This is a genomic window from Chryseobacterium sp. VAUSW3, assembly GCF_002205795.1.
Lineage (GTDB): Bacteria > Bacteroidota > Bacteroidia > Flavobacteriales > Weeksellaceae > Kaistella > Kaistella yananensis.
Map to the genome: position 1 here is coordinate 405285 of NZ_NIUY01000002.1, position 25838 is coordinate 431122.

Below are 25838 nucleotides of genomic sequence, written 5' to 3' on the forward strand. Positions count from 1 at the left end.
ATTGCAATTGCAGTGGATGCTGCAGGAAATTTATATGTTGCCGATTTATTTAATCATAAAATTAGAAAAATTTCGCCAACAGGATTAGTTTCTACTTTTTCAGGAGCAGGAGGAACTGGAAATATTGACGGAATTGCTACCGTTGCGAAGTTTGGAAGTCCAACTGGAATTGCAATTGACAGCAATGGAAATTTATTCGTTACTGAAAGAGCAAACCACAAAGTCCGAAAAGTGCTTCCAGATGGAAGTGCAATTACTTTTGCCGGAAACGGAACCTCTGGATCTACTGATGGAAACGGTACTTCAGCACAATTTTACCAACCTAGCGGAATTACAATTGATGGAAACGACAATGTTTACGTCGTAGAAAATTTCGGTCAAAGAATCAGGAAAATTACTCCAACCGGAGATGTGACAACTATTGCAGGAAGTGGAACAGCTGGATTTGTAAATGGAACTGGAACGGCTTCAAGCTTCAATTATCCAAGCGGAATTGTTGCCGATAATGCTGGGAATTTATATGTTGTTGATACCAATAATAGTGTCATCAGGAAAATAAATTCAGCGGGCGAAGTAACCACTTTTGCAGGAACTGGAGCGCAAGGAAATACAAATGGCGGTATAAATGTGGCGACTTTTAAGTATCCAAAAGGAATTGCACAAGATTCTAGCGGAAACTTTTATATCACTGATAATTATAACCACAATATCAGAAAAATTACGATGCAATCTTTGGGTACAACTGAAATTGATGTAAAACAAATGTTCAAAATTTATCCAAATCCTTTCACCAACGAAGTAAATATCAGTTTTGAAAATTCCGAAAAAGCCGAACTGGAAATTTTGGATATGAACGGAAGACTTGTTTCCAAAAAATTATTGAATGAAAAGAAAAACGCCGTGAATACAGCGGGTTTAAATGCAGGAATGTACTTGTTTAAAATTAATAGTTCAGGGAAAATAACAACCATAAAAGGAATTAAAAAATAAAACACCATCCTATGAAAACTTTAATTATACTTGTGCTTTCAATAATTTCAAATCTGTTTTGCTCGCAGGAAAAATTTGATATTGTCACCTTTCAACCGCCGAAAAATTGGGCGAAATCTTCAACTGCTGAAACGTTAACCTTCAGTAAAGACGATACAAACGGAAACTTTTGTGTGATGACTTTATACAAATCCATTGAAGCCGGAAATGACGCTAAAAAAAACTTCGATATTTCTTGGGAATCTTTGGTTCAGGAAACGTTGAAAACTTCCGACGCTACAATGCAACCTTCTGTAAACGATAACGGTTGGGAAACGCAAATTGGTTCTGCTCCGTTCAATAAAGACGGTTTACAAGGTGCTGCCATTTTAATGACCAGTTCTAAAAACTCCAAAATGATGAATATTCTAATCCTCACCAACACTGAAAATTTTCAAAAAGAAATGGAAACTTTTTTGGACTCGGTGACTTTTATGAAAACGGAAAATTCGAAAGTAAAGCCAACTTCATCAAATGCTCAACAAAATATGGAAACACCAAAACATGAAGTTTGGATGAGTTACAAATACAATATGTCAAGACAAAGATATGTTCCTGCATTTATTTTAAAATATTCCAACGGAGATTGTTTGGATTATCTTCCGGAAGAAGGGATTCTCGGATTTAGTAAAGCAACAGATCCTGTAAGGGACAGACATTGGGGAAAAGCTGAAAATTTTGGAAAGGAAATCCACATAACCTTTCCAGGTTATGTCCGAAAATTGGGAATTGAATCTGCAAGTAAAATGAGTTATCCACCAAACGATAAAGTAACTTTTTATTTTAAATCTGTCGCAATAAATGGACTGAAATTAGCAGGAGAATGGAGTTCCGGAGGAAGTTTTGCTGATCCCAATTGGTTCAAAAATCCTAACTACAGCGATGGAACGATCCAATTTTTTGCAGACGGAAGATTCGAAAATAAAAAGGGTTTTGTTGGGATGAAAAAATCAGGTTCTGGGTTTATTCATCGTGATGAAGGCAAAGGAACTTATCAAATCAAAGATTTCACATTAATTTTGACGTATGATGATGGCGAAGTTTGGACTTCAGCTCTAACAGGACTAAAAGATGTAGATCCAAAAAGTGATAATTCGATTTTGTTTTTCAGAGATGTGCCATTTTTCAAAAAACTTAAATAATAGTGGTTAACAATATTGAACTAATCAACCATCAACTTTTGCTTGGTGGTTTTTTTGTTTTAAATTTCGTGAAAAATTTATCAGGATAAAAAATGAAAAAAATCCTTTTTCTTTTTTCTTTCTTATTTGCTCTGAACCTTTCCGCTCAGCAAGACCTGAAGTGGTTGAAAATTAAAAAATACAAAGTCGCCACGCTTTCAGATTCTTTGAAAGAAACTTCCGGACTTACTTTTTTCAGAGAGAAATTATATACGATTAACGACGGCGGAAATTCCTCCGAAATTTTTGAAATCGACAAATCTTCGGGAAAAATTCTTGATGTCATTAAAACAGATTTAAAAAACAAGGATTGGGAAGCCATTACAAGCGATTCCACAAATACCTATGTCGGTGACTTCGGGAACAATGCAGGAACTAGGAAAGACTTGAAGATTTATAAAATCCCTTTTAAAGATTCTGTGAAAATTGATTCTATACAGGAGATACCATTTTTCTATCCTGAACAGAAAGATTTTGAACCAAAAAACATCAACAACGATTTCGACGCAGAAGCGATGATTTTCCTGAACGGAAAAATTCACCTTTTTACCAAAGAATGGATTTCAAAATCGGTAACACATTACACCGTAAATCCAAATGTTTTTGTGCAGCAGCCTGCCGAAAAAATTGAATCTTTTAAAACTGATTTTGTTGTTACCGATGCTTCTTATTTTGACAAAAAACTTTATTTAGTTGGATACACAAAAAATACCGAAGTTTTTCTGTCAGTCTTTGATGAAACGGAACCCGGCGTTTTTTTCAAACAACAGCCCAGAAAATATTATCTCGGTTCTTCATTGGTCATCGGCCAGATTGAAGGAATTGCGGTAGATGAAAGTGGAATTTATATTTCCGGAGAAGAATTCCGCACGGCTTTGGGTACTGCAAAACAGACATTTTATTTTGTTCCTGCCGATAAAGTAAAGTAAGTTTTTTTCATCTGAAACAGAAAATCGATCGATCTTTTTTATCTTTAATAATCTGCGAAACGTGCCGTAAATTTAATTATATTTGTCATTCTTTAACTTTCAACATCTTTATTCATAGTACGTGGCGAATACCATAGAAGAAATCAAGAAACCCATTTCCGGTGAAATGAAACTTTTCGAACAGAAGTTTTATGAATCCATGCAGAGCAATGTGCCGCTTTTAGATAAAGTTACGCGGTTTATTGTAACCACCAAAGGCAAGCAAATGCGGCCAATGTTTGTTTTTCTGTGTGCAAAACTGGTGGGCGAGGTGAATGAAAAAACCTTCCGCGGCGCCTCGATGATTGAACTTATTCACACTGCAACTTTGGTGCATGATGATGTGGTGGACGAAAGTTTCAAGCGCAGGAATTTCTTCTCCATCAATGCCTTGTGGAAGAATAAAATTGCGGTTTTGGTAGGCGATTATCTGCTTTCTAAAGCAGTGCTGCTTTCTACCGACCATAAAGATTTTGATTTGCTTGCGGTGATTTCCCGAACCATCCGTGAAATGGCTGAAGGTGAACTTCTGCAGCTCGAAAAAGCGCGCAAACTCGACATTACGGAAGAAGTGTACTACGAAATCATCCGTCAGAAAACAGCTACGTTAATTGCTGCGTGTTGCGAAATCGGAGTAGTATCCAACAATGTGGATGAAACGATGGCCAAAAAGATGATGGAATTCGGGACACTTACCGGTATGGCGTTTCAGATTAAAGACGATCTTTTCGATTACCTCACGTCAAACATTATCGGCAAACCTGTCGGGATTGATATTAAAGAGCAGAAAATGACTTTGCCTTTGATTTATACTTTAAAAAAAGCCAATGAAACCGACAGAAAACATTATTTCAACACGATTAAACGGTATAATAATGACACAAAGCGCGTGAAAGAACTGATTGCTTTTGTGAAAAGTTCAGGCGGACTCGATTATGCTATTTCAGTCATGAAAGATTACCAGCAGCGTGCGAAAAATATTCTGAATGATTTCCCGGATTCGGAAGCCAAACATTCACTGAACCTGATGCTGGATTATGTGATTGAACGAAAATTTTAATGCTATTCCAAAAGTTTTTTCAGAAAAAGCGCATTCTTTAAAGCCGCAGTTCCCCAAGTATTGTTGAAAAATACGAAGACTGTTTCCTTAGCTTTCTTAATTTCATCAGCTAAATTTATCAGCTCTTCTTCAGAATATTCTGATTTGAAAAGAACGGGGACACCATGCAGCCTGTAATACGCAAATTTATTGCTGTTGGTGATAAATTCGTCCGGAATGTCTTTCGGAAAACTCACTCCGGAGAAAACAATATTCTTTTCTTTTAAAGTTTTTAAAACTTCTTCATTCCACCAGGATTTGTGTCGAAATTCAACCACGTTCAGGAATTCAGGAGCTACAGTTTCGATCACTTTTTCTAAATCTTCATTACTGAAATGAAATGTAGGAGGCATCTGGAAAAGAAATCCCGCCAGCTTTTCTTTGATTCCGCTATATATATGATTACAGAAATCACCGGTTTCTGCTGCAGTGTCCTTTAGCCGTTTGATATGCGTAATGGTTTTAGGGATTTTAATGAAAAATTTAAAATCTTCACCTGTTCTCTCATACCAGTTCTGTAAAGTCTGTGCACGTGGCCTGCGGTAAAAAGTAGAATTGATTTCAACCGTATTGAATTGCGTTGCATAAAAGTTCAGCTGTTCTTTCGAGGGTAAATCTTCCGGAAAGAAAAAGCCTTTCCAGTCGCGGTTTGAGAATCCTGAGCAGCCAATGTAGATTTTATTCTTCATGCTTAATGAGGCCCTCTGTAAGCGATTTCCACTGAAATTTGCTGCCTGCAATCATTCCGCCAACGGCTACGAGGCTGTTCCGGATTTTTTCAATCACATTCAGGTTTTCAGTGTTTGGAATTTCGTTTCTTCCGTGAACTTCAGCAATTATTTTCTTTCCCTCTCTCTTAATGAGGAAATTGGAAGTTGCTTTTGAATCAAAAAAGTGCGCAATGGTATCTTCAGGTTTGGTTGGATCAGAAGTTGGCCGCACTCTGATGTAAAGACATTCTGAATTTTCGTCTTGTTCTTTTTCAAATTTTTCAACCTGAACCCAGTCGTATCCATCGCCGGTAGGATTATGAAGTCCCGGCACTTTTATCCGGAAATAATCTCCGACTTTCGGATGATCCAGCGATAATTCACCTTTACCGTCACGAAGTGAAAATTCCGCCTTTTCAGTTCCTGCAAAAAGTTCCCAGCAATTTACATCCAGGAAACGCCTTTTCACCTTGTCGAAATGGTCTTTTGCTAGCGCAACTGAATCCAGTTCGATTTCTGAAATGGTGTCGCTTTTTGCACCGGTTTTCTGTGGCGGAATTTTTTCGTGCACTTTAAGGATTTAATATTATGCTTTTCCGAATTCTTCAACAATTCTTTTGTTGAAAGCGGGTAAATCTTCGGGCTTTCGGCTGGTGGTAAGATTTCCGTCGGTTACCACTTCTTCATCTACCCAGTTTGCCCCTGCGTTCTGCAAATCTTTGGAAACGGCTTTAAATGAAGTCATCTTCACCCCATTTACCACTTCCGCATTGATGAGCGTCTGAGGCCCGTGACAGATGGCAGCAACAGGCTTATTCTTGCTGAAAAAGTCTTTTACAAACTTTATCGCATCCTTGTCATCGCGCACCGCATCGGGATTTAAAACTCCACCGGGAAGCAGCAATGCATCATAATCGGATTCTTTGGCTTCTGAAACTGTTTTATCTACAGCTACGGAATTGCTCCATTCATGGCCTTTCATGGCTTTAATTTCACCCGATTTCAGGGAAATAATTTCTACTGTTGCACCTTCGCTTTTGAGTGCATCTACCGGACTTTCAAGTTCCGATTGTTCGTAACCGTCTGCAGCCAAAACTGCTATTTTCTTATCTTTTAAACTCGACATATTTTTTTTAGTCAGTGGTTGAAAAAAGGCAACAAAAAAATGTTGCATGAATAATTATTAACTGTGTGCAATTATTTTGCTTTAAGATTGATTTCAGATTTTGCCAGTTTGGTTAAATCTTTATCAGTTGTTTTTTCTTCATTTAGCGTTTCAAGCATCAGTGAAAGTACTTCTTTCTGACCCAATAATTTAGCATAAGTTGCGATGGTACCATAAGATGCAATTTCGTAATGCTCAACCTTTTGTGCTGCGGCGATAATTGCTGCATCCCGCACTGCGCCCGGTTCTGTTTCTTCAAGGATTCCTTCAGCTTCTTTAATGAGACCATCCATGGCATCGCATTTTACAGCTTGGGGTTTCAGTTTCAGTGCTTTGAAGGCGTCTTCCAGTCTTTTCACCTGGGTTTTTGTTTCTGCTAAATGTCCGTTTACCGCGTCTTTAAGCTTTTTGGAAGTGGCATTTTTCGCCATTTTAGGCAGATTTTTAACCAGTGCTTTTTCTGCCCAGTAAAGATCTTTCATCCCATCTACCATAAAATCTTTCAGTTTGTCAGCTGCATCAGCTTTAGGAGCGACTTTGCCGCCTGTTGTTGTTTTCTTTGCCATAATTATATATTTTAATGTTTGGTTTCGGTTAAATTCCAGCTGAATCTTTAATACGGACCTTACAAAACTTGATGGCTCTGAAAAAAATTAGCTTTTTGGAATATTTAAGTTTACCCTGTTTAATCTCAATGAATTCAGAATTACAGATACAGAACTGAAACTCATCGCTGCCGCTGCAATCATTGGACTCAGCAGGATTCCGAAGATCGGGTACAGTACTCCTGCTGCAAGCGGAATGCCAAACACATTATAAATAAATGCGAAAAAAAGATTCTGTTTAATATTTTTCAGTAAATGTTCGCTTAAAATCTTTGCTTTTGCCACGCCCAAAATATCGCCTTTAAGCAACGTAATTTCTGAACTTTCGATGGCAACATCGGTGCCGGTTCCCATGGCAATTCCTACGTTAGACTGGGCCAGTGCAGGCGCATCGTTTATTCCGTCGCCCGTCATTGCCACTACATTTCCGGCGTCCTGAAGTCGCTTAATTTCTGCCAGTTTATCCTGCGGAAGCTGGCTTGCAAAATATTTTGTAATTCCTACTGATTCGGCAACCGCTTTTGCAGTGTGTTCGTTGTCGCCGGTCATCATAATTACTTCTACATTGTTTTTCTGAAGATATTCAATGGCCTGTTTCGAAGTCTGTTTAATTTGATCTGAAAAGCTCAGGAATCCGAGAATTTTGTCCCCGGAAGATAAGTAAGAGATGGTTTTCGCTTCATCCTGCTTGCGGATGACTTTGTTTTTAAGTTCTTCAGGAATGTTGATGTTGAAGTGGTTAAGTAATGCTTCATTTCCCAGGAGAACAGTTTGGCCATTGATGATTCCTTTAATTCCTTTTCCGGAGATATTCTCGAAGTTTTCAACTTTATCAAATACAGAATTTTCTTTCTTGAATTCATGGAGAACTGCACCGGATAGAGGATGCTCTGAATTCTGGTTCAGTGCTGCCGCCAATTTCAAGACTTCATTTTTATCGGCGTTTTCTGTCACGTAGATTTCATTCAGACTTGGTTTTCCTTCGGTTAAAGTTCCAGTTTTATCTGTAATCAGAATATTGACTTTCTGCATCTGTTCCAGAGCTTCAGCATTTTTAATAAGAATACCATTTTTGGCGCCTTTACCGATTCCGACCATGAGACTCATTGGTGTCGCCAGTCCCAAAGCACACGGACAGGCAATGATCAGCACAGCAACCGCATTTATAAAGGCCAAAATCAGACGGTTTTCTCCACCGAAAATATACCATAGTATGAAAGTGAGCACCGCTGCCACAATAACTGCCGGAACGAAAATCTTTGAAACTTTATCCGCAAGTTTCTGGATTGGGGCTTTGCTTCGGCTGGCTTCATTTACCATTCGGATGATTTGGGAAAGCAAGGTTTCATCACCGATCTTTTCAGCTTTCATGATAAAAACACCGTTGCCGTTGATGGTTCCGGACGTTACATAATCATTGGTTTTCTTTTCAACCGGAATGGGTTCTCCGGTTATCATACTTTCGTCGATATTGGAAATTCCTTCGGTTATTTTTCCGTCTACCGGAATTTTTTCACCTGGTTTTACGCGCAGCAGGTCGCCGATTTTAACCTGGGAAAGCGGAACTCTTTTTTCGGTTCCGCCGGTGATTAGATTTGCTTCGTCCGGGGAAAGATTCATCAGTTCTTTGATAGCATTTCCGGTTCTTTTATGTGCGCCGGCTTCCATTAACTGACCCAAAATTACCAGGGTAAGGATGACACACACGGCTTCAAAATAGAGTGGGACTTTGCCGTTGTGCACCATTTCATGCGGGAAAATATCCGGAAAGAATAAACCTGCAATACTGAAAATAAATGCAGCTGCTACCCCCAATGCAATCAGTGAGAACATATTGAGATTCCAGGTCCTAAAGGAGACCCAACCCCGTTTCATCAGGAACCAGCCTGCATAAAATAAGACGGGAAGCGTTAAAACAAACTCTAAAATGCCCTGTACCTGATGGGAGAACGGAAAAGTAAACAGCATCCCGCCCATAGAAAGGACAAATACCGGAAGCGTGAATATTAACGCGATAATGAATTTCTTTTTCAGAATATTAAAGGTCTCATCTTCGTCATCATTGGATTTCGAAGGAATAAGGACCAGATCCATACCGCAAATCGGGCAGTCGCCAGGCTCGTTTCGGACGATTTCGGGGTGCATAGGACAGGTATATTTGGCTGCTTTTGTTTTCTCAGGATATTTTACGAGATCCATTCCGCAAACCGGGCAGCCTACGTTGGAATCGTAAACTTTGTCGCCTTCGCAGTACATCGGGCAGTAATATTTTCCGGCATGATTTTCCGCATTGCCAGAAGGTGGCTCAGGATGATGCGAATGGGAATGTCTAGCGCCGTGGTGCTGGGTGTGTTGGGCAGCATTTTTAATTAAATCCTGTGTAATTTCTTCCAGATGCATGTGACAAATGGGGCAGCCGGTATCGGAACCGTAGGTTTTATCACCTTCGCAGAACATGGGGCAGAACCAGTCACCGATTTTATCTTTAAAATTTTCGGGTAAATTTGTTTTGGAGAAGGTCTCCGGCTTATTCTTATAGTCATCTCGTTCCTCAATGGGAACAAGGAACATGTTACAGACCGGACAGCGTTTTCCGGATGCGAAATATACTTTTTCGCCTTCGCATTCCATTGGGCAGTAATACACGGAACTTGGCGAAATTCTTTCTGAAGGATGGTTGTGATGATTTTCCATATGCTTATTTATTGTTCAAATTTCTTAAAATGAAACCAAACACTGTTATAAATATATGGAAGAATCTTATACTTTTCAGATTTTATCGAGGGGAATGCGGTTTTTTACTTTCAGTTTTTTGAATTCCGAAGGGGTAAAACCTGTAGTGTTCCGGAATTGTGAAGACAGGTGCTGAACACTTTTGTACCCAAGTTTTCCGGATATTTCGGTTAGAGAGAATTCATCATAAAACAAGAGCTCTTTTACTTTTTCAATCTTCTGAAGGATGAAATACTGTTCGATCGTCACACTTTCGGTCTGGGAAAACAGTTTTGATACGGCGCTGTAATCGCGGTGCAGTTTTTCCGAAATAAATTTGGAAAGGATGAAGTCTTCCGGAATATCCAGTCCATCAATCAGCAGGATCAGCTCTTTTTTTACTTTGGCAATAAGCTGGTGTGCAGCATCTTCAAGAATCTCAAAACCTGATTCCTTAAGACGCTGATCAAGTTTCTGCAGGTCTTCGGCTTCCAAATTATTTTTTATTTCAACTTCGCCCAGTTCAACCGTGGAGAATTTCAGGCGGAAATCTGTCAACACTTTTTCTACCGCAGCGATACAGCGGTTACAGACCATATTTTTGATATAGAGTTTCATTCTACATTTTTCAGCCGGTCAGACACAAATTCGATTTTGGTTTTTCCGTGTTTGGTTGGTTTTCCTTCTTCATCTACGCCTACAAAAATAATTTTATCAATAGTAATGATGGTTTGCCTGGTCATCATATTGCGAACTTCGCAGGTGAGGGTGATGGAGGTCTGGCCGAAATTGGTGGCTTCAATCCCGATTTCAATAATATCGCCCTGTTTTGCGGAACTGATGAAGTTGATTTCAGAGATATATTTGGTAACACATCTTGGAGTTTCCAGCTGAACAATGGCGTAAAGCGCGGCTTCCTCATCAATCCACTGCAGAAGTCTGCCTCCGAAAAGGGTATGGTTAGGATTTAAATCTTCAGGTTTGATCCATTTTCTGGTATGGTAGTTCATCTTTTTTAAATTTAATGGTTGGCAGTAATTAACGGGTAAAAACAAGTTTTGTTTTGGTCGAAAGCTTTTCATCGATACGGTAGCCTTCCAGGTTGAAGCTTTTTACATCATTCAGGGTTTTTGCCTGCTGCTGTGCACAGTAGCGCACCATCAGTCCGCGGGCATGTTTGGTGTACACCACGATGGTTTTGAGTTTTCCGTCTTTCAGTTCAAAGAAATCGAAATCGATTACCGGGGCATTCAGTTTATTTCTATCGAGAGCTTTAAAATACTCACTGCTGGCTAAATTCAGGATGATATCGTTGCTTTTCAGTTCGCTGTTGAGTTTTTCTGTAAGTTTATCCCGCCAAAAACTGTAAAGGTTTTTATAATCATCAAACTCGAAATTCCTGCCCATTTCCAAACGGTAGAGCATTACTTTGTCTGATGGTTTCAGCAAGCCATACAGACCGGAAAGAATTCGGTAGTTTTTCTGAAGATAGTTGACTGCTTTTTTATCCAGTGTTTTCGCATCTAATCCCCGGTACACTTCGCCGGTGAAGGCAAACATGGCAGGAGCAGACTCTCTGGAAGCGGGTCGGGGTTTCCATTTTTGGTTTCTTTCCCAATTTTCATCTGCAAGTTTTGCCGAAATCTCCATGAGTTCCGAGAGATATTTAGGGGTTTTTTCTTTTAAATGGGAGTGAATAAATGCTGCTTCCTCAATGAACGCTGGGGTAGTAGGTTTCAGAAAATCTGTTGAATTTTCTATGTTCATGAGTTTTGCAGGAGAGGTAATAATTTTCATTGAGATGATGGTTGAAAATTTTAAAGCTGATAATATTCTTAAGGAATTAGCTGTGTTAGTAGTGGAATGTCTTTGAAAAAAACTGACGCACGGAATTAGTGCAAAAAGCTACACAATTCCTTTCCCCTGGCGGATAATGTCGGGTTCGCCGCTGGTTAAATCTACGATAGTGGAAGCCACATTGTCACCGTATCCGGAATCGATAACGATATCAACCAAATGATCATATTTCTCTGCGATCAGCTCGGGGTCGGTAGAATATTCGATGACTTCATCATCATCTTTGATGGATGTGGAAGCGATAGGGTGCCCAAGTTTTTCCACAATCAGCTGGGGGATTGGATGGTCGGGAACGCGGATACCTACTGTCTTATTGCCTTTGTAGGCCAGGGGCAGACTTTTGTTTGCTTCGAGGATGAATGTGAACGGTCCCGGGATCTTGCTTTTTAAAAAGCGGAATACCGGCGTGTCGATGGCACGGGTAAAGCTTGATAAATGACTTAAATCGTTACAGATAATAGAGAACTGGGCTTTCTCGAGTTTTACTTTTTTGATGTGTGCCAGCTTCTCCATCGCGCGGATGTCGAAAATATTACAACCCAACGCATACACCGTATCAGAGGGATATATAATAATTCCGCCGTTGTTGAGAGATTTAACCACCTCAGCAATAAGGTTTTCCTGTGGATTATCGGGATAAATTTTTAATATTTTAGCCATACACAAATTTAGGAAAAATTGATGAATAAAGAATTTTTTGCAAATAATTTGGATGTTTACAAAAATGTTGTATATTTGCACCACAATAACGCGGGGTAGAGCAGTAGGTAGCTCGTCGGGCTCATAACCCGGAGGTCGCACGTTCGAGTCGTGTCCCCGCTACTAAGCAAAGAGAATCACAGCAGTGGTTCTCTTTTTTTATTGTGGCGGAAGAAGAAGTTTGGGGAAGTAATATGATTATCTTCTTATAAGACTGTGGAATTTAATAAACTTCAAAACACTAAAGATGATCTACCCCAAATCACATTTTCTCTGCTTCGACCGTGGGTCCTTCCTGAATGATCTGCAGTTTGGTAACCTTACCGGCAGTGTCTTTAACGAATCTGATGCTGAAATCCCGGTCTGCCCTGAAAAAAAGATCTTCTGCTTCAGCATGCAGTTCATGTGGGGTGTGGTCGTTGACCTGACCCATAAGCTTACCTTCTTCAACTGTTATTTTTAGAATATTGTTCTTGCTGAACTGATAACTTCCCACATACTGCTGTAAAATCTTTTCCTGGGGCGTGATTTTTATCCTGGGTTTAACTTTAAGGTCGTAGAGAATATTACGTACAGTGGCAATTTTGCCGTTCGCAGTTCCTGCATTGGCGAGTATGATAATCGTTTTGTTCTGCCGCGGGTGGCGCTCAATATAAGTCACATAACCCGGCCAGCCGCCGGAGTGATACTGAATCTCGCCGAAAGGTTCTGTTTGTTTCAGCAGCCACCCAAATCCATATTCGGTCTGTTTTCCGTTGTTAAGTCGGCCGGGCGTAAATGCTTCCGCCATCATTTCCTTTGGAACCAGTTTTTCCTTATACAGCGCCTGATCCCATTTGAGCAGGTCGGTTGTACTGGAGTTGGTAATGCCGTCGCCAAAAATGCCGTCTAAGGAATAAACTGTTGTTTTTTCTACTGCGGAGCTGTCAGCCATTACATAGCCGCGTTTTGCGTCTTTCACATAACCATAGGCATAATTATCGATGGTCCTTTGCTCCAAACGTTTATGGTAAACCTGTGTCCGTTTCATACCTGCCGGTTGGTAAACGTTTTTTGCCATAAATTGGGCGAAATGCTGCCCCGAGGCTTTCTCAATAATGCTGCCCAATAGCGCGTAACCCGTGTTGCTGTATTCCCATTGCTCGCCGGGCCTGAAATGGATTTCCGGCTTTTTCTCAGCGAGCAGACGGATCATGGAATCGTTCGTCATAATTTTCGTGGAATCCCAATGTTTTGCTGCAAGTTCCATATAATCGGGCAGCCCGGAGGTATGATTCAGCAGCTGTCGTACCGTAATTCCGTAATAAGGTAACTCCGGAAAAAACTTACGCAGACTGTCCTCATATTTTAGTTTCCCCTGCTTTTTCAGTACCATAATGCCCATCGCAGTAAACTGTTTGCTTACAGAAGCCAGTTCAAATACAGATTCACTGTTAAGATCCCGGTTCTGTTCCCGGAAAGCTTTGCCGTAACTCTTCTGGAAAATTGCTTTGCCGTTTTCGGCAATCAGAACATTGCCCGAAAACTGATCCTGTTGATGCAGCGAACTGAATACGCTGTCGATTCTTGCAGCTTTATCCCGGATTTGGCCTGCCAGACTGCTCATAACACAGGTAGTAAAAATAACAATTAAGGTTTTCATGATATAGCGTTTTAGTTTTGTGCAGCTGATTGTTTAACGACCTTAGGTACAGGGTGTTAAATCTTTACAAAGTTAGTGTTTTTCTGAGACCGCAACAATAATGAATTCAGTTCTTTACTTTTATGTTGACTGTCCTTACGGCCAATAATATAACCGGTATGCCGGAGCAAGTTCCGCGGGCGGGAATTGTGCCTGCTAAAGGTCACAGAGTCCTGAGGTTTTTAATATCTTTGTCTTACGAAAAGAACCCTGCCCATATGATTGACCTTCCCGGAAAAGCCATCCATGATTTCCATTTTACTGAGCGTAGAAAGAAGCTTTTTGTTCATGACGAATTTGGGCCCAAAGTAGAGATGCCTGTTTCCTATTATTTCAGGAACTTCAGGAAAATGCCTGAACTGGAAAGGGTGGCGATTGAAGAATGTTCCGGTAAAGTGCTGGATATTGGTGCTGCCGCGGGTTCGCATGCTTTAGATCTTTCTAAAAAAGGTCTCGATGTTACCGCACTGGAAATTTCTCCGCTGGCGTGTGAGGTCATAAAGGACAGAGGGGTCGCCAATGTTATCTGTGAGGATTTTTTCACCTTTGAAGGGCAGGAATTCGATACTTTGCTTCTGCTGATGAACGGGATCGGCATTTCATCGACTTTAGACGGTTTCAGGGAGTTTCTGAAAAAAGCTTCAACACTGCTGAATAATGACGGTAAGATTGTTTTCGATTCCTGCGACATTGCTTACATGTACGAGGACGTTCTGCAACCCTACGACAAATACTATGGCGAAATCAATACCCGATACGAATTTGACCAGCAGCTTACCGACTGGTTCCGGTGGCTGTATCTGGACCCTGAAACCATGATGGTGATTGCAGCCGAAGAGGGATTTCACGCCGAGGTGATTTTTGAAGACGAGAATGACCAGTATCTGGCGGTACTTACTAAAAACGCTTAAAGCTTCACCGCATCGTAATCACTCTCATTGCTTAACCTGTCGATGGCTTTAATGGCTACTGTATTGAGTTTTTTGCCGTTTCTGGTAAGCGGAAGTGTTTTGCCTGTATGATCGCGGTCCAGGATTTTAGTTTCCCAGGTATCGCCATATCTGGCAAAAAGTACCCAACGGAAGACTGTACCGTTTTCCTTTGAATCCCAGTTCACCCTGTAACCGTCACCTGATTTTGCTCCCGAGAGGGTCGGCGTCATGATTTTCTTTGTTTTAATCCACGGGGTTGCAGGCACCAGCGCATCCTCACGATAGAGTTTTTTCACCGCACTCAGCATTTCCGGGCTTTTCTTAAGACCATCGGTGCTGTAATGAATTTCACCTGCGCCGTTCTTTGGCAGCATGCGGCGGATGGTGTTCATCTGGCCGGTAATTTCATTAGGTTTGTTATCAGCTTTTACGCCTACGGTATTCAGGCCTGGCCAGAGGTGGATGTTTTTGATGTTTTCGTCTTTCCACCACTTCAGGAGGGCAGAAAAACTCTGTGCGCCGCCTTCTTTCCAGTAGAGCTGTGGCGAATAATAATCGCACCAGCCTTCATTCAGCCACAGTTTCGCATCGGCATAAAGTTCATCATACTGTGAGGAGCCTGTAACGCCGGCAGGATAGCCCGGTTTCCAGATGCCGAAAGGCGAAATCCCAAACTTTACGGTAGCTTTCTCGGCATGGATTTCATCGTGAAGTCTTTTGATGATCTTATTCACATTCGCCCTGCGCCAATCTGCGCGGGAAAGGGTTCCGCCGGAATTTCGGTACATATTCCAGGTTTTGTCATCAGGAAAGTCCCTGCCGCCGTGGTATTCTTTATAAGGATAGAAATAATCGTCAATATGTACCGCATCGATGTCGTAACGTTTTACCAGATCTTTAATGACACTGGAGACATGGTTCTGTACCCTTTCATCAGACGGGTCCATCCAGTACATTCCGTTTCTCAGTTTATATACACTCTGTGACATGACCGAGGCCATGCTTGAGGATGTTACAGCGCCGCCGGTGGTGTGATGGGCACGGTAGGGATTCATCCAGACATGGAGCTCCATGCCGCGTTTGTGTGCTTCTTCAATCCAGAATTCCAAGGGGTCGTAATATGGGGAAGGAGCTTTGCCGGTCTGCCCAGTAAGAAAATAAGACCAGGGTTCCAGATCGCTTTTGTACATGGCATCTGCAGAAGGGCGCACCTGAAAGATCACCGCGTTGAAGTTGGCACCCTTCAGCATGTCGAGCAACTGAATGGCCTCGTCTTTCTGTTGTTGGGTCGTGAGGTTGTTTCTTGTAGGCCAGTTGATATTAGCCACGGTAGCGATCCACGCTGCGCGGAATTCGCGATTGATTTCCGGGAGCGTAACTTTTATTACATCGGTTCCTGCAGGGGGGAGCGGGTTCGCTGGTGTCTTTGGAGGGACAGGTTTGGTCACCTGACTCTTCTTAGCTGTACTGCGGTTCTTTACCTGAGGTTTCTGGGTAGTACAGGAATTGATAAAAACGGCTGCTGCCAGCAGAAGGCTATATTTTAGGTTGCGGATATTCATGAAGCAAAAATACTACTATATCTGAAACTGAAAAATTTGGGATTGCGTATGGGGAGGCAGATGGTAATAAAATATCATCCTGCACTGTTATTATCCCGATTTTGTAAACGGGCTTATGGGAGGCATTTTTTATTTTTAAACAGATCCATGGTCATGAATTGTGTTTTAGAAAGTTTTAGACAGTCATCTGAATTAATAAAAAAAAGATTAATTGTGATTTTTGTAGATGAGAGACGCTGTGCATTTCTGTTGAGAGGCCATGCTTTACTATTACTGGAAAAGAGACGCAAGGCATTGCGTCTCTTGTGGTGGGCTGTGTTTTGGTGGCTTTAGATGATGGTTCCTGCGTAGACGGAGTTCGATACCTCTTCACCCAGGATGTCCCGAAAGGCGAGCCAGACATAGAGGTCCTGACCTACCATTTGTGGCGGGACATTGGCGGTATAGGTTCCGGCGTTGCGCTGGGCTGCATTTTCGACAAAGGAGGTGAGGGGCTGGTCTTTTGCCGCAATGAGGATCTGCACCCAGTCGGTTTCACGGGCTGGGTTACCGGCAGAATTGTCTTGCCAGGTTACGGTGAGGGTTTCCGGAGTGGGCAGGGTTAGGGTCAGGGGTACGGCAGCCAGTAAAGATCCTTTTGAAAAGGAGATGGAAGGATACTGAGGGGTAATGGTTCCTGCCGCAAAATCGATCAGGAAATTGGTCATCAGGTTGGTCATTGCGAGGTTGTAACATGATTTCATCCCGATGCGTCTTCCGAAATGATCACAGGCATAGGCACGGTAAGATTGCATGAATTCTGCGCTTAATCTCATGCGCTGGTAAATGAGCAGCTGTTTTGCACTTGGTGCCGAAGTTCTTTTGCGTGGACGAATCTTGGTGAATTCGTTGCCGAACATGTTGGCTACTACGATTCGGCCGGTGCGGCCCGAGGTTCCTGATAACAGGGAGTCATAAATTTTACCCATGGTATTGATTTTTAATTGGTTAATGGTGTAAAGTTGAGGATTTTGAAGACGTGTTTAGAAAAGGTGGAAAAAGTTTCCAAAAATTTCCATTCGTTTCCTTACCTGTCATTAAAAGGGTGGTTTTATCCATTAATGGGATTGGTATCCTTAGTATTCTTTATTCTCTAAACGCCTGTTGTGAGGTGAGTTTAAGGGGAAACAGGAAGCGATGACCGAAAAGAGATGAGTACTTTTCACTATCCCCTGTATATGATTTGTCTAAGGGTTGTATATCCATTCTATATGCGGTGTATATAGACTAGCCGTATACTGTTCGATGTTGGAATGCTGGGTGATGGATGATGGATGCTGGGTGCTGGATGCTGGATGCTGGATGCTGGATGCTGGATGAAAAAGCAGGTACAGAAGGAAAAAAGGGGTAATTATGGTTCGCCGTATTTTGGTGGAGGAGGTTTTTGTAGTTTTGAAAAGGGACAGGTTGTAAAGTGGCTCAAAGTCGGGAGACTTTGCGCAGCAGGTGCTGTTCATGTGGAAAGCTTATCCATATGATTGCCGCGGTGGTTGCCGGTGGAAAAAGAAAAAACGGCATGATCGAAAATGATGTTCGCATTTTGCATAACTTCAGCATTTCGCATTTTGTATATCTCAAAGTTATAAAAATATAAATGACTATACAACAAGGGTTTAAAAATTTGGCAGTCTGGAATAATCTTCGCATATTTGAGAGTTATAGGCAATGGTAGGACAACCAACAACAAACCAAAATTCCCTATAAAAAAATGCACAAGAATTTTTCTGCCCAAATTTTCCAATTCTATTTCTCACTTGGTAGAAGCAAACTTAAAGGCAATTCCAAGCTGTTTTTCGTTATTCCCATTACTACAATTGTGCGGAATTTTTTGATATTTTCATTACTGAAAAATATCGTTCGGGTAAGATTTTCATAATAGCTCATTGACGGAACAACCATCACGAGAAAAAAATCAGACTCGCCTGTAACATAATAGCACTGCTGAATTTCAGGGACTTTTTCAAATTCTTTCTTTATAATGTCAATTTGTTCAATCTTCTCGCTATCGAGAAAAACCTCAACAAGAATAGTAACATTATTTCCTATTTTCTCCCTGTCAATAACAGCAATATCTTTTTCAATAATGCCAAGTTCACGCATTTTTTTAATCCGCCTCTGAACCGCAGCGGCAGATAATCCTATCATTTCCCCAATATCTCTTTGGGGAGTTAGATTGTTCTTCTGAATAATGCTTAAAATTTTATGGTCAAATGTATCGAGCATACCAAAATATTTTTTGATGAAACAAAATTGCAAAACAGCTATCAAATTTAATGAAAAAACAACCCAGTTTTGATGCAATTTTGCAAAAAATATACATTCTAAATGGATACAAAAACTAAAAAGGGAATATTGTTAGGAATAATCGCCGCTGCATTTTGGGGAATATCAGGAACGTTAGGGCAATTCTTATTTCAGCAAAGAGGGATAAATGTTGAATGGCTCATTACTTTGAGATTGTTGCTTTCGGGTGTTGGGCTTTTAATCCTTGCAAAAAGCACTAAAAATGACATTTTAAAGATTTGGAATAATAGGAAAGACGCCATTCAGCTTTTTATTTTCAGTATAATAGGAATGGTGGGTGTTCAATACACTTATTTTGCAGCCATTAAACATTCAAACGCCGCAACAGCAACAGTTTTACAATTTGCAGGACCCATTTTTATCGCTGTTTATCTGGCTTTGAAATACAAAAAAATCCCAAAGAAATTAGAACTGTTAGCCATACTTTTAGCTGTTGCAGGGACTTTCTTATTGGTAACCCGTGGAAATTTCAACACACTTTCTATTTCGGGCATAGCATTGTTTTTTGGGATTGCATCTGCAATTACATTAGCTATCTATACATTACAACCGAAAGATTTGCTTGCAAAGTATAATTCTGCATTGGTTGTTGGTTGGGGAATGCTCATAGGTGGAATTGTATTTAGTTTTGTAAAAGCACCCTGGCAGGTAGAGGGCGATTGGGATTTAAAAACGTTTTTGGGTGTTGCGTTTATTATCATTTTCGGAACATTGATAGCTTTCTATTCTTACCTGAATGCCGTAAAAATAATTGGCGGTCAAAAAACAAGTTTGCTTGCATCGGCAGAACCTCTTGTAGCTGTTATCTTATCCGTCATTTGGCTAAACACCCCTTTTTCAGTCATTGAGTGGATTGGAAGTCTTTGTATTATTTCAACAGTATTCTTATTGACAAAGAAAGAAACAAAATGAGATTAATGAATATCAACTCTCTAACCACAATAAATGATAAAGAACCACAGCCTATAACAAGGGTTTTGCAAAATGGCGGGATTAAGTCTAAGTTGAAAGTTTGTGCTTCGTAAGCCGCAAAAGCCAATTTTATTGGCTTTTTTTCATAAATTAGCAAATAGAAATTGGCTTTTGCTACGTGTCGTCTAAATCGAAACTTCCGTCTTCGATTTTCCGCCACTTCGCAAAGCCCCGAACCGTTAGCAGAAAGTGTATCCAAAAAACCGCAAAAAAAATGAATAATATTAAAATAACAGCATTAAAGTATTCAATTTTATTTTTGCTGATTTCTTTGGTGACAAGTTGCTCAACAAAAAATGAGATTTATGGAACTTGGAAACTAACTGCTGAAATAAACAGTGAAAATCCTTATGCTAATCGCTCTTCTCTAACTGAAACTAAAATAAAGAGTAACAAAACAATAACTTTAAATAGAGATAGCACATTCGTTTCAAATTTGCTTTTGTGTAATCAATATCCTCCGAATGATACAATAATTTCAAAAGGAGTATATCATTTCAAAAAACCAAAAAATCCAGACAAATTATTTTGGTTAGAATGCAAAGATGTCTATCCAATCTTCTATTTTAAAATGAATAATAAAAAACTAGAACTTTATTACCCTTCTTTTGGTAGTGGTTATAAAATAAAAATATTTGAAAAATAAACAGATAAAAAAACACCTTCTGCTAACATGGGTTTTGCAAGATGCGGGGTTGAAGGAAATCTCAGAAATTTTTTTTGAAAGTACCCGCAAAAAACTTTTCCATTTTTAGTTTTTTCGTAATTTTAAAAAATGGAAAAAGTTTTTGCTAGCGTATGGTTATATCTTGAAATTTCGGTTGCAGTAGCCCGCACCTCGCAAAGCCCTTTTCCGTTAGCGGCAATGTTGCCAAAAAATTCCGCAAAAGAATGACTAAAAAAGAAATTGAAAATATTAGAATAAGAAAAAGATGGTCTTTTAGTTATTGGGACATTTTTGAAAGATATTTCTTTATCATATTTCCTTTAGGTTTCGTGTTTGTGGGTTTAGCTGAGATAAAATCAGGATTTACTAATGATAAAATTGAATTGAAATTTTTAGGATTTATAACATTAATATTAGGAATTTTAGCAAGTTTATTTGTTTCAATCAGGCTATATGAAAATCAAATTTTTAAAGAATATGAAATTGACGAATTAAACAATGAAAAAATTGAGAGCGCTTTGAAAAATTGTGGTTTTGAAAACTATAATTATAACAAGAACGGTTATTATGAAGTTATCACTAATGTTTCTTGGTTTTCTTGGGGTGAAACGATTACGTTAATTCCAATTGAAAAAAAAATACTAATAAATAGCAAGCCAAACGGAACAAAATTCAAACCCCAACCAATTACAATTTTTAAAGACAAAAAAAATATAAAGAGGCTAATTAACGAATTAAGAAAAAAATAGAAAACACTGCCGCTAACATTGTATTGCCAAAAGCGGGGTTGAACGGCTTCGTTTGAGCATTTGTGCAAGGTTCAACATTCGTTCTTCGATTGAACTTTTGTGCTAAAAATCCCCGCCTTCGGCAATACCCAAACCGTTGTGCGCAATATTACCGCCGCGACTTTCAAATCAAATTTATGAGATTTTTTTAATTCTGAACTGACTTTTTGCTGGCTGAATTCTGAATCTAAATCTACCTTTCGAAAAATAACCGCACTGAGGATAGCCGCTTAAAAAACCGCACTGACTTTTCCAAAACTACTGATCTGACTCCCTTACTTTGCACTTAGCGTTCTGAATTAAACTTCGGAAAACTATTTCTGCTAAAAACAAACGTGCAAAACTGCATGAATTCAATATCTTTTTAACTGTCTGACTGACTTTTAAAAGCACTAAAACTCCCTTGAAATTAAAAAATACTGCGCACAACACGGTATTTCTGTTAGCGGGATTGAAGTTTACATCATAAAGATTTTCGCGAGTTGTTCTTTTTGTTATATTTACAAAAACTAATTATAATAATCCCCGCCAACAGAAATACCCAACCGTTAGTGGCAACCTTAACAGACGACCAGCAATATGGAAGAAAAACGACCAATTGACAGAAAAAGAGAATCAGGCGGACACGCAGACATCGGTTCAGAAGAAGATGGAGCTATTGTCGAAATGAAAAATATAGGTGGACGACTATTAATTATTAAAGAAAGGTCAATCTATGAAATGGTTATGGCAGACGATATTGACCCTGAAAGAACCAATATAAATATTCCTACAACAATTCATAAACTTATCATAGACAAAGGAACAGAATCAGAAACTGTTTCAAGGACACTTTTAACAGCAATGACTTTATTCAGACCAGAATACATTTCAAACACTGTTGACTGTTCAAAAATCATAGGTTTGACAATAGATTTACTTTCTGAAATTTCAATACTTGAGAAGGAAATAAAAGAATATCAATTTGCCGAAAAAACCGCTTCTGACGAATACGAAGAAAGAAGAAACCAAAAAGTTTCTTATAAACTTCCATCTGTTGTTAGCCTTGAATCAAAATGTAAAACTATATTTCAGAAAGCAGACCACATAGAACAGACTCTTATGGACATAATAGTTAAGTTCTACCCTAATCTTGGTTTAACAAAGCAATCTCATTTTCCAAATTTCTACGAAAAATTGAAAGAAAAATATGGAGAAACCGACCCCTTCGTAGAGTTCATTAAAAAGACAGTTTACTTTATGCAAGTTATCCGAGAGTTACGAAATGGATTCGACCATAGACTTGAACATACAAAGGTTTTTGATTTTGAGTTGCAGACAGATGGAAACATTATTTCACCTACAATCCAATTAAACCACAAAAAAGTAAAATTGGAAAGAACTTCTTTAGGCGATTTTTTAGAAATAACAACTAAGAATATGCTTGACATTATTGAATTGACATTTGCTTATTTAGCGGGCAAAAATGTCAGGACAGGTGGAATGCCATATCAAGTAAGACAAATACCTGACAATAAAAGACGTAATAAGTTTGTAAAATTTAGCTTTTGGACTCCAATTGGCGAAGAAGGTTTTTACAACCAATAAATATTTAACTACAACGAATAGTATGCAAACAGTAATAGATTTTTGGAATTGGTATTCAGGACTTTTCTCTGACCCTGACAACAAAGTAAGAATTGCAGCTTGGGCTGCAACCATTACAACATTGAGTTTTATTATTACATTGATACTAATCCCTATTGTAAAATCAATTAAAAGAAAGTTTGCGAAAGTAAAAGTTGAAGCAGGAATTAGTTATCAAATTATTAGTTCTGTATTAGGAACAACAGCTGCTGAACCATTATTAACAGTAACGGTTACAAACTTAACAGGTTCATCCATTTACCTAAACAATCCGTCTATCAAGACAAGTAAAAAAATCAATGGTGATGACACCTTTGTGGTTCCGAAATCATCAGGGGCATTTCCGAGAAAATTGGAAAATGGTGAGCAGTTCAAGCAAGATTACGACACTGTTTCGTTAAACAATCAAATATTATCTAACTTAAATGATTCTGATAAAATAGGTTTTAAAATTACGACAACAGCAGGCAAAACTTATAACTCAAATAAATTTACAAAGAGCCACATTATCGGTCATATGAATGCATCAAGACGAATTTAATGAAACCAAATAGAGAAATAAAGGCAGCCACTAACAGGCGTTTGGCACAATGGCGGGTGACGTGGTTAATTGAACATTCTACCTCGCATGAACTTTTGTGGTGTATTGACAGTTTTGTGCTCCGAAATCCGCCACTGCGCCAAGCGCCAAAACGTTATCTGCAATTGCAAAATAATGCTTATAAAATTTAAAGAGATGAAAAAAATTAAACTTAACTTATTATTAAATTTTTTTCCATTATTTCTATTTTTTACTTCTTGCACGCCAACTTCAAATCTGACAAATGGAACAAAAGTTATTTCTAAAAAATTCAAAAACATAAATAAATTCGACAAAACTTCCTTAAAAAATATTGACACTAACTATTTTTATGAAATGGTAGATTCCTACATGGCAGATATTAACTTCAGCAAAATTAGGGACGTTGGCGAAGATGTTCCGCGTAAAATTCAGTTCTATAAAAATGGACGAGTAAGATTCTTCAGTTTTGGGATAGAGGATGCTAATCCTCTAAATGCGGGTACACGAGGAATTATTTACAAGAACAACAATTCAATTCGAATCGATTTTACTAATGCCGATCAGGACGGTACTTTATTTGTGGGAACATATCAGGTTAAAATAGAAAATGACAAAATTTATTTATTAGAACTTCCAGGAACATTTTTGTTCAAACCTTCTGAATATATTTGTTATGAATATAAAAAATCAAATAAAATACCAGAAAATTGGAAAGAATATTCATCCGAATGGTAAAACAACTGCAGATAACAAAGTATTTCTATTAGCGGGGCTGAAGTTTACATCATAAAGATTTTCGGTAGTTGTTCTTTTTGTTATATTTACAAAACCAGTTATAATAATCCCCGCCAACAGAAATACCCAACCGTTAGCTGAAAGTTTATAAAAATCATCCCAAATGAAAATTTTCTTTTCTTATTTTTTTATTTTTTGTTTTCTTGTAAGTTGTTCAAATAGAGATGAAGATTCAATTGAAAATGGAAATTCTTTGACTTTGCCCAAAACCCGAACTACCATATCATCGTTGGGAAATATTGTATCAGAATATAAATATGATGGGAACAAACTCACTTCTATTATTTCAGATAATGGCAGAAAAAGTATTATTTCCTACACAGGTAATTTCATTACAAAAACTACCACATATGATTCTTCTGGAGAAGTTGAATATGAAGTTAGTTATGAATATGCAAATAACAAACTTTCTAAAGCGAATTATAAATTTACATTTTTAGAGTATAATATTTTTTATACTTGGGTCGATGACAATCACGTTTATTTTGTGGATGACAAATACATGCCTGAAAATGCAATTAACAAAACTGATATTTATTTCAGCAACGGAAACGTAGTAAAATCAACCAACCATACTTATTATCCCAATTATTATACAATTGATAAAGTTGAAATAGTAAAAAATGATTCAAAAAATAATCCATTTAAAAATATAGAAGGATATTCTTTAATTGCTTTCGATATTTCTTCTGATTTCTTTCCTCAAACAAATAATATAACGAAAATAACATCTTCAAGAGAAGGAAATGTGAACGGAGAACCTTTAATAGAAAATTATTTCAGAACTTTTGAGCTCACTTATAATACTAAAAATTTTCCACAAACATATATAGTAAGTGATTCATATGGAAACTCTTATAACTATGAGTTTAGTTATTTCGAACAAAATCTTTAAAAGAAATGCTTTGCTTCAAAAATTTTAAAAAAATAAAGCATCATATCTTATCCATGAACTTCATAACATTAAAAAACCTTCAGCTAACATAGTTTTTGCAAAAGGCAGGGTTGAATATATAATAGAAAAACCCGATGCATTTAGCCGCAGCTGCTTTTCATATTGTTTTTTTCTATAATTTAGACAATCTGAAAAAGCATCTGCTCCGGTTGGTTGAAATTGAACTTTCAGTTAAATTTAGCCCGCCCTTCGCAAATGCTTTTTCCGTTGGCGGTAATTCTACAACCCACATTTAAATAGAAAACCTACATGAAAGAAATCGATATAGAAAAATGGAATAGAAAAGAACATTTCGAATTCTTCTCGAAAATGGCAAGCCCATATTTTGGAATTATTACAGAATTAGATTGTAGCAACGCTTATAATAAAGTTCAAGAAAATGGACAATCGTTTTTTTCATATTATCTTCACAAATCTATGATTGCAGTAAATTCGGTTGAAGAGTTGAAATTAAGAATCGTAGAAAATAAGGTATTATCATTTGATAAAATAAACGCTGGCTTTACAGTCGGAAGACAAGATGGAACATTCGGTTTTGCATTTGCAAATTTTTCTGAGGATTTTGAAACTTTTAATACTGAAGTACAAGAAGAAATTAAAGCCGTACAGAACTCAATTGGATTGCGTCTGAATGATGATGATGTAAAGAAAGACTTGATACGTCATTCAACAATTCCTTGGACTTCATTTTCAGGACTTTTGCATCCAACAAATTTTGACAGAACAGAATCTGTCCCAAAAATAACCTTTGGGAAATTTAGTATTCGAGAAGGTAAAAAGTTTTTACCTGTATCAATTGAAGCTCATCATGGATTAGCTGATGGATTTCATTTTGCGAAATACTTAGAGGAATTTCAAAAGCAACTTAATCATTAACAAGAACTGCTTCTATCTCCGCCAAAAACGAATTTTATTCGTTTTTTATTATTA

26 protein-coding genes and 1 tRNA gene are annotated in these 25838 nt (G+C 38.5%); 14 read left to right on the forward strand and 13 right to left on the reverse strand.

Annotated elements, in window-relative coordinates:
- The first annotated feature begins 12 nt into the window (after positions 1–12).
- The 4 genes from CDW55_RS07125 (at position 13) to CDW55_RS07140 (ending at position 4238) form a co-directional block, all read left to right on the forward strand.
- Positions 13–990, forward strand: a complete 978-nt coding sequence (locus tag CDW55_RS07125; RefSeq protein WP_410492776.1) for a T9SS type A sorting domain-containing protein — start codon at positions 13–15, stop codon at positions 988–990.
- Between the two features lie 11 nt (positions 991–1001).
- Positions 1002–2171: a hypothetical protein gene (locus tag CDW55_RS07130; protein ID WP_088469068.1), complete on the forward strand. Its 1170-nt coding sequence runs from the start codon at positions 1002–1004 to the stop codon at positions 2169–2171.
- 92 nt (positions 2172–2263) lie between these two features.
- Positions 2264–3139, forward strand: coding sequence for a hypothetical protein (locus CDW55_RS07135; protein ID WP_088469069.1), 876 nt, complete (start codon positions 2264–2266; stop codon positions 3137–3139).
- 121 nt (positions 3140–3260) lie between these two features.
- Positions 3261–4238, forward strand: a complete 978-nt coding sequence (locus CDW55_RS07140) for a polyprenyl synthetase family protein (RefSeq protein WP_088469070.1) — start codon at positions 3261–3263, stop codon at positions 4236–4238.
- A 2-nt stretch (positions 4239–4240) separates the two neighbouring features.
- Here CDW55_RS07140 and CDW55_RS07145 read toward each other — a convergent pair whose 3' ends face one another.
- The 9 genes from CDW55_RS07145 to CDW55_RS07185 form a co-directional block, all read right to left on the reverse strand.
- Positions 4241–4966, reverse strand: a complete 726-nt coding sequence (locus CDW55_RS07145; protein WP_088469071.1) for a DUF72 domain-containing protein — start codon at positions 4964–4966, stop codon at positions 4241–4243.
- Entirely contained in the window at positions 4956–5558 is a 603-nt protein-coding gene (locus CDW55_RS07150; protein WP_088469072.1) for a hypothetical protein, read from the reverse strand. Before CDW55_RS07150 ends, CDW55_RS07145 begins: the two co-directional genes overlap by 11 nt.
- Before the next feature lie 15 nt (positions 5559–5573).
- Positions 5574–6113 (reverse strand): type 1 glutamine amidotransferase domain-containing protein, encoded by a 540-nt coding sequence (locus CDW55_RS07155; RefSeq protein WP_088469073.1) that lies wholly within the window; start codon positions 6111–6113, stop codon positions 5574–5576.
- A 71-nt stretch (positions 6114–6184) separates the two neighbouring features.
- A complete protein-coding gene (locus CDW55_RS07160) occupies positions 6185–6718 on the reverse strand; it encodes a ferritin-like domain-containing protein (RefSeq protein WP_088469074.1) in 534 nt (177 codons plus the stop codon).
- An 87-nt stretch (positions 6719–6805) separates the two neighbouring features.
- A complete protein-coding gene (locus CDW55_RS07165) occupies positions 6806–9451 on the reverse strand; it encodes a copper-transporting P-type ATPase (protein WP_088469075.1) in 2646 nt (881 codons plus the stop codon).
- A 75-nt stretch (positions 9452–9526) separates the two neighbouring features.
- Positions 9527–10087: a helix-turn-helix domain-containing protein gene (locus CDW55_RS07170; RefSeq protein WP_088469076.1), complete on the reverse strand. Its 561-nt coding sequence runs from the start codon at positions 10085–10087 to the stop codon at positions 9527–9529.
- A complete protein-coding gene (locus CDW55_RS07175; RefSeq protein WP_088469077.1) occupies positions 10084–10479 on the reverse strand; it encodes an acyl-CoA thioesterase in 396 nt (131 codons plus the stop codon). Before CDW55_RS07175 ends, CDW55_RS07170 begins: the two co-directional genes overlap by 4 nt.
- Positions 10480–10507: 28 nt before the next feature.
- Positions 10508–11266, reverse strand: coding sequence for a peroxide stress protein YaaA (gene yaaA / locus CDW55_RS07180; RefSeq protein WP_088469078.1), 759 nt, complete (start codon positions 11264–11266; stop codon positions 10508–10510).
- A 108-nt stretch (positions 11267–11374) separates the two neighbouring features.
- On the reverse strand, positions 11375–11986 hold the full coding sequence (locus CDW55_RS07185) for an L-threonylcarbamoyladenylate synthase (RefSeq protein ID WP_088469079.1): 612 nt from the start codon (positions 11984–11986) through the stop codon (positions 11375–11377).
- 89 nt (positions 11987–12075) lie between these two features.
- On the opposite strand from CDW55_RS07185, the gene CDW55_RS07190 reads away from it, so the two are divergent.
- Positions 12076–12148: transfer RNA gene (locus CDW55_RS07190), tRNA-Met, on the forward strand.
- 139 nt (positions 12149–12287) lie between these two features.
- Here the strand turns inward: CDW55_RS07190 and CDW55_RS07195 are convergent.
- Entirely contained in the window at positions 12288–13667 is a 1380-nt protein-coding gene (locus CDW55_RS07195) for a serine hydrolase (protein ID WP_088469080.1), read from the reverse strand.
- A 122-nt stretch (positions 13668–13789) separates the two neighbouring features.
- Between CDW55_RS07195 and CDW55_RS07200 the strand changes: the two genes are divergently transcribed.
- Positions 13790–14617: a class I SAM-dependent methyltransferase gene (locus tag CDW55_RS07200; RefSeq protein WP_228399619.1), complete on the forward strand. Its 828-nt coding sequence runs from the start codon at positions 13790–13792 to the stop codon at positions 14615–14617.
- Here the strand turns inward: CDW55_RS07200 and CDW55_RS07205 are convergent.
- From CDW55_RS07205 to CDW55_RS07220, 3 genes are all read right to left on the reverse strand, one after another.
- The gene (locus CDW55_RS07205) at positions 14614–16200 is read right to left on the reverse strand and encodes a glycoside hydrolase family 10 protein (protein WP_088469081.1); all 1587 of its coding nucleotides are present in this window, start codon (positions 16198–16200) and stop codon (positions 14614–14616) included. The genes CDW55_RS07200 and CDW55_RS07205 overlap by 4 nt on opposite strands.
- A 329-nt stretch (positions 16201–16529) precedes the next feature.
- Complete coding sequence (locus tag CDW55_RS07215) at positions 16530–17168, reverse strand: DUF6266 family protein (RefSeq protein WP_088469083.1); 639 nt, start codon at positions 17166–17168, stop codon at positions 16530–16532.
- An 814-nt stretch (positions 17169–17982) separates the two neighbouring features.
- Entirely contained in the window at positions 17983–18507 is a 525-nt protein-coding gene (locus tag CDW55_RS07220) for an Lrp/AsnC family transcriptional regulator (RefSeq protein ID WP_228399620.1), read from the reverse strand.
- A gap of 57 nt (positions 18508–18564) precedes the next feature.
- On the opposite strand from CDW55_RS07220, the gene CDW55_RS07225 reads away from it, so the two are divergent.
- The 8 genes from CDW55_RS07225 (at position 18565) to CDW55_RS07260 (ending at position 25784) form a co-directional block, all read left to right on the forward strand.
- Positions 18565–19455, forward strand: coding sequence for a DMT family transporter (locus tag CDW55_RS07225; RefSeq protein WP_088469085.1), 891 nt, complete (start codon positions 18565–18567; stop codon positions 19453–19455).
- A 274-nt stretch (positions 19456–19729) separates the two neighbouring features.
- Positions 19730–20161, forward strand: a complete 432-nt coding sequence (locus CDW55_RS07230) for a hypothetical protein (protein ID WP_088469086.1) — start codon at positions 19730–19732, stop codon at positions 20159–20161.
- 245 nt (positions 20162–20406) lie between these two features.
- The gene (locus CDW55_RS07235; RefSeq protein ID WP_088469087.1) at positions 20407–20931 is read left to right on the forward strand and encodes a hypothetical protein; all 525 of its coding nucleotides are present in this window, start codon (positions 20407–20409) and stop codon (positions 20929–20931) included.
- A 618-nt stretch (positions 20932–21549) separates the two neighbouring features.
- On the forward strand, positions 21550–22557 hold the full coding sequence (locus CDW55_RS07240; RefSeq protein ID WP_088469088.1) for a hypothetical protein: 1008 nt from the start codon (positions 21550–21552) through the stop codon (positions 22555–22557).
- A 22-nt stretch (positions 22558–22579) separates the two neighbouring features.
- Positions 22580–23137 (forward strand): hypothetical protein, encoded by a 558-nt coding sequence (locus CDW55_RS07245; protein ID WP_143332937.1) that lies wholly within the window; start codon positions 22580–22582, stop codon positions 23135–23137.
- A gap of 195 nt (positions 23138–23332) precedes the next feature.
- Positions 23333–23893 carry a hypothetical protein gene (locus CDW55_RS07250; RefSeq protein ID WP_088469540.1) on the forward strand — a complete coding sequence of 187 codons (561 nt, stop codon included), beginning with the start codon at positions 23333–23335 and terminating at the stop codon, positions 23891–23893.
- Between the two features lie 163 nt (positions 23894–24056).
- Complete coding sequence (locus tag CDW55_RS07255; RefSeq protein WP_088469090.1) at positions 24057–24848, forward strand: hypothetical protein; 792 nt, start codon at positions 24057–24059, stop codon at positions 24846–24848.
- 309 nt (positions 24849–25157) lie between these two features.
- A complete protein-coding gene (locus CDW55_RS07260) occupies positions 25158–25784 on the forward strand; it encodes a chloramphenicol acetyltransferase (RefSeq protein WP_088469091.1) in 627 nt (208 codons plus the stop codon).
- Positions 25785–25838: the final 54 nt, after the last annotated feature.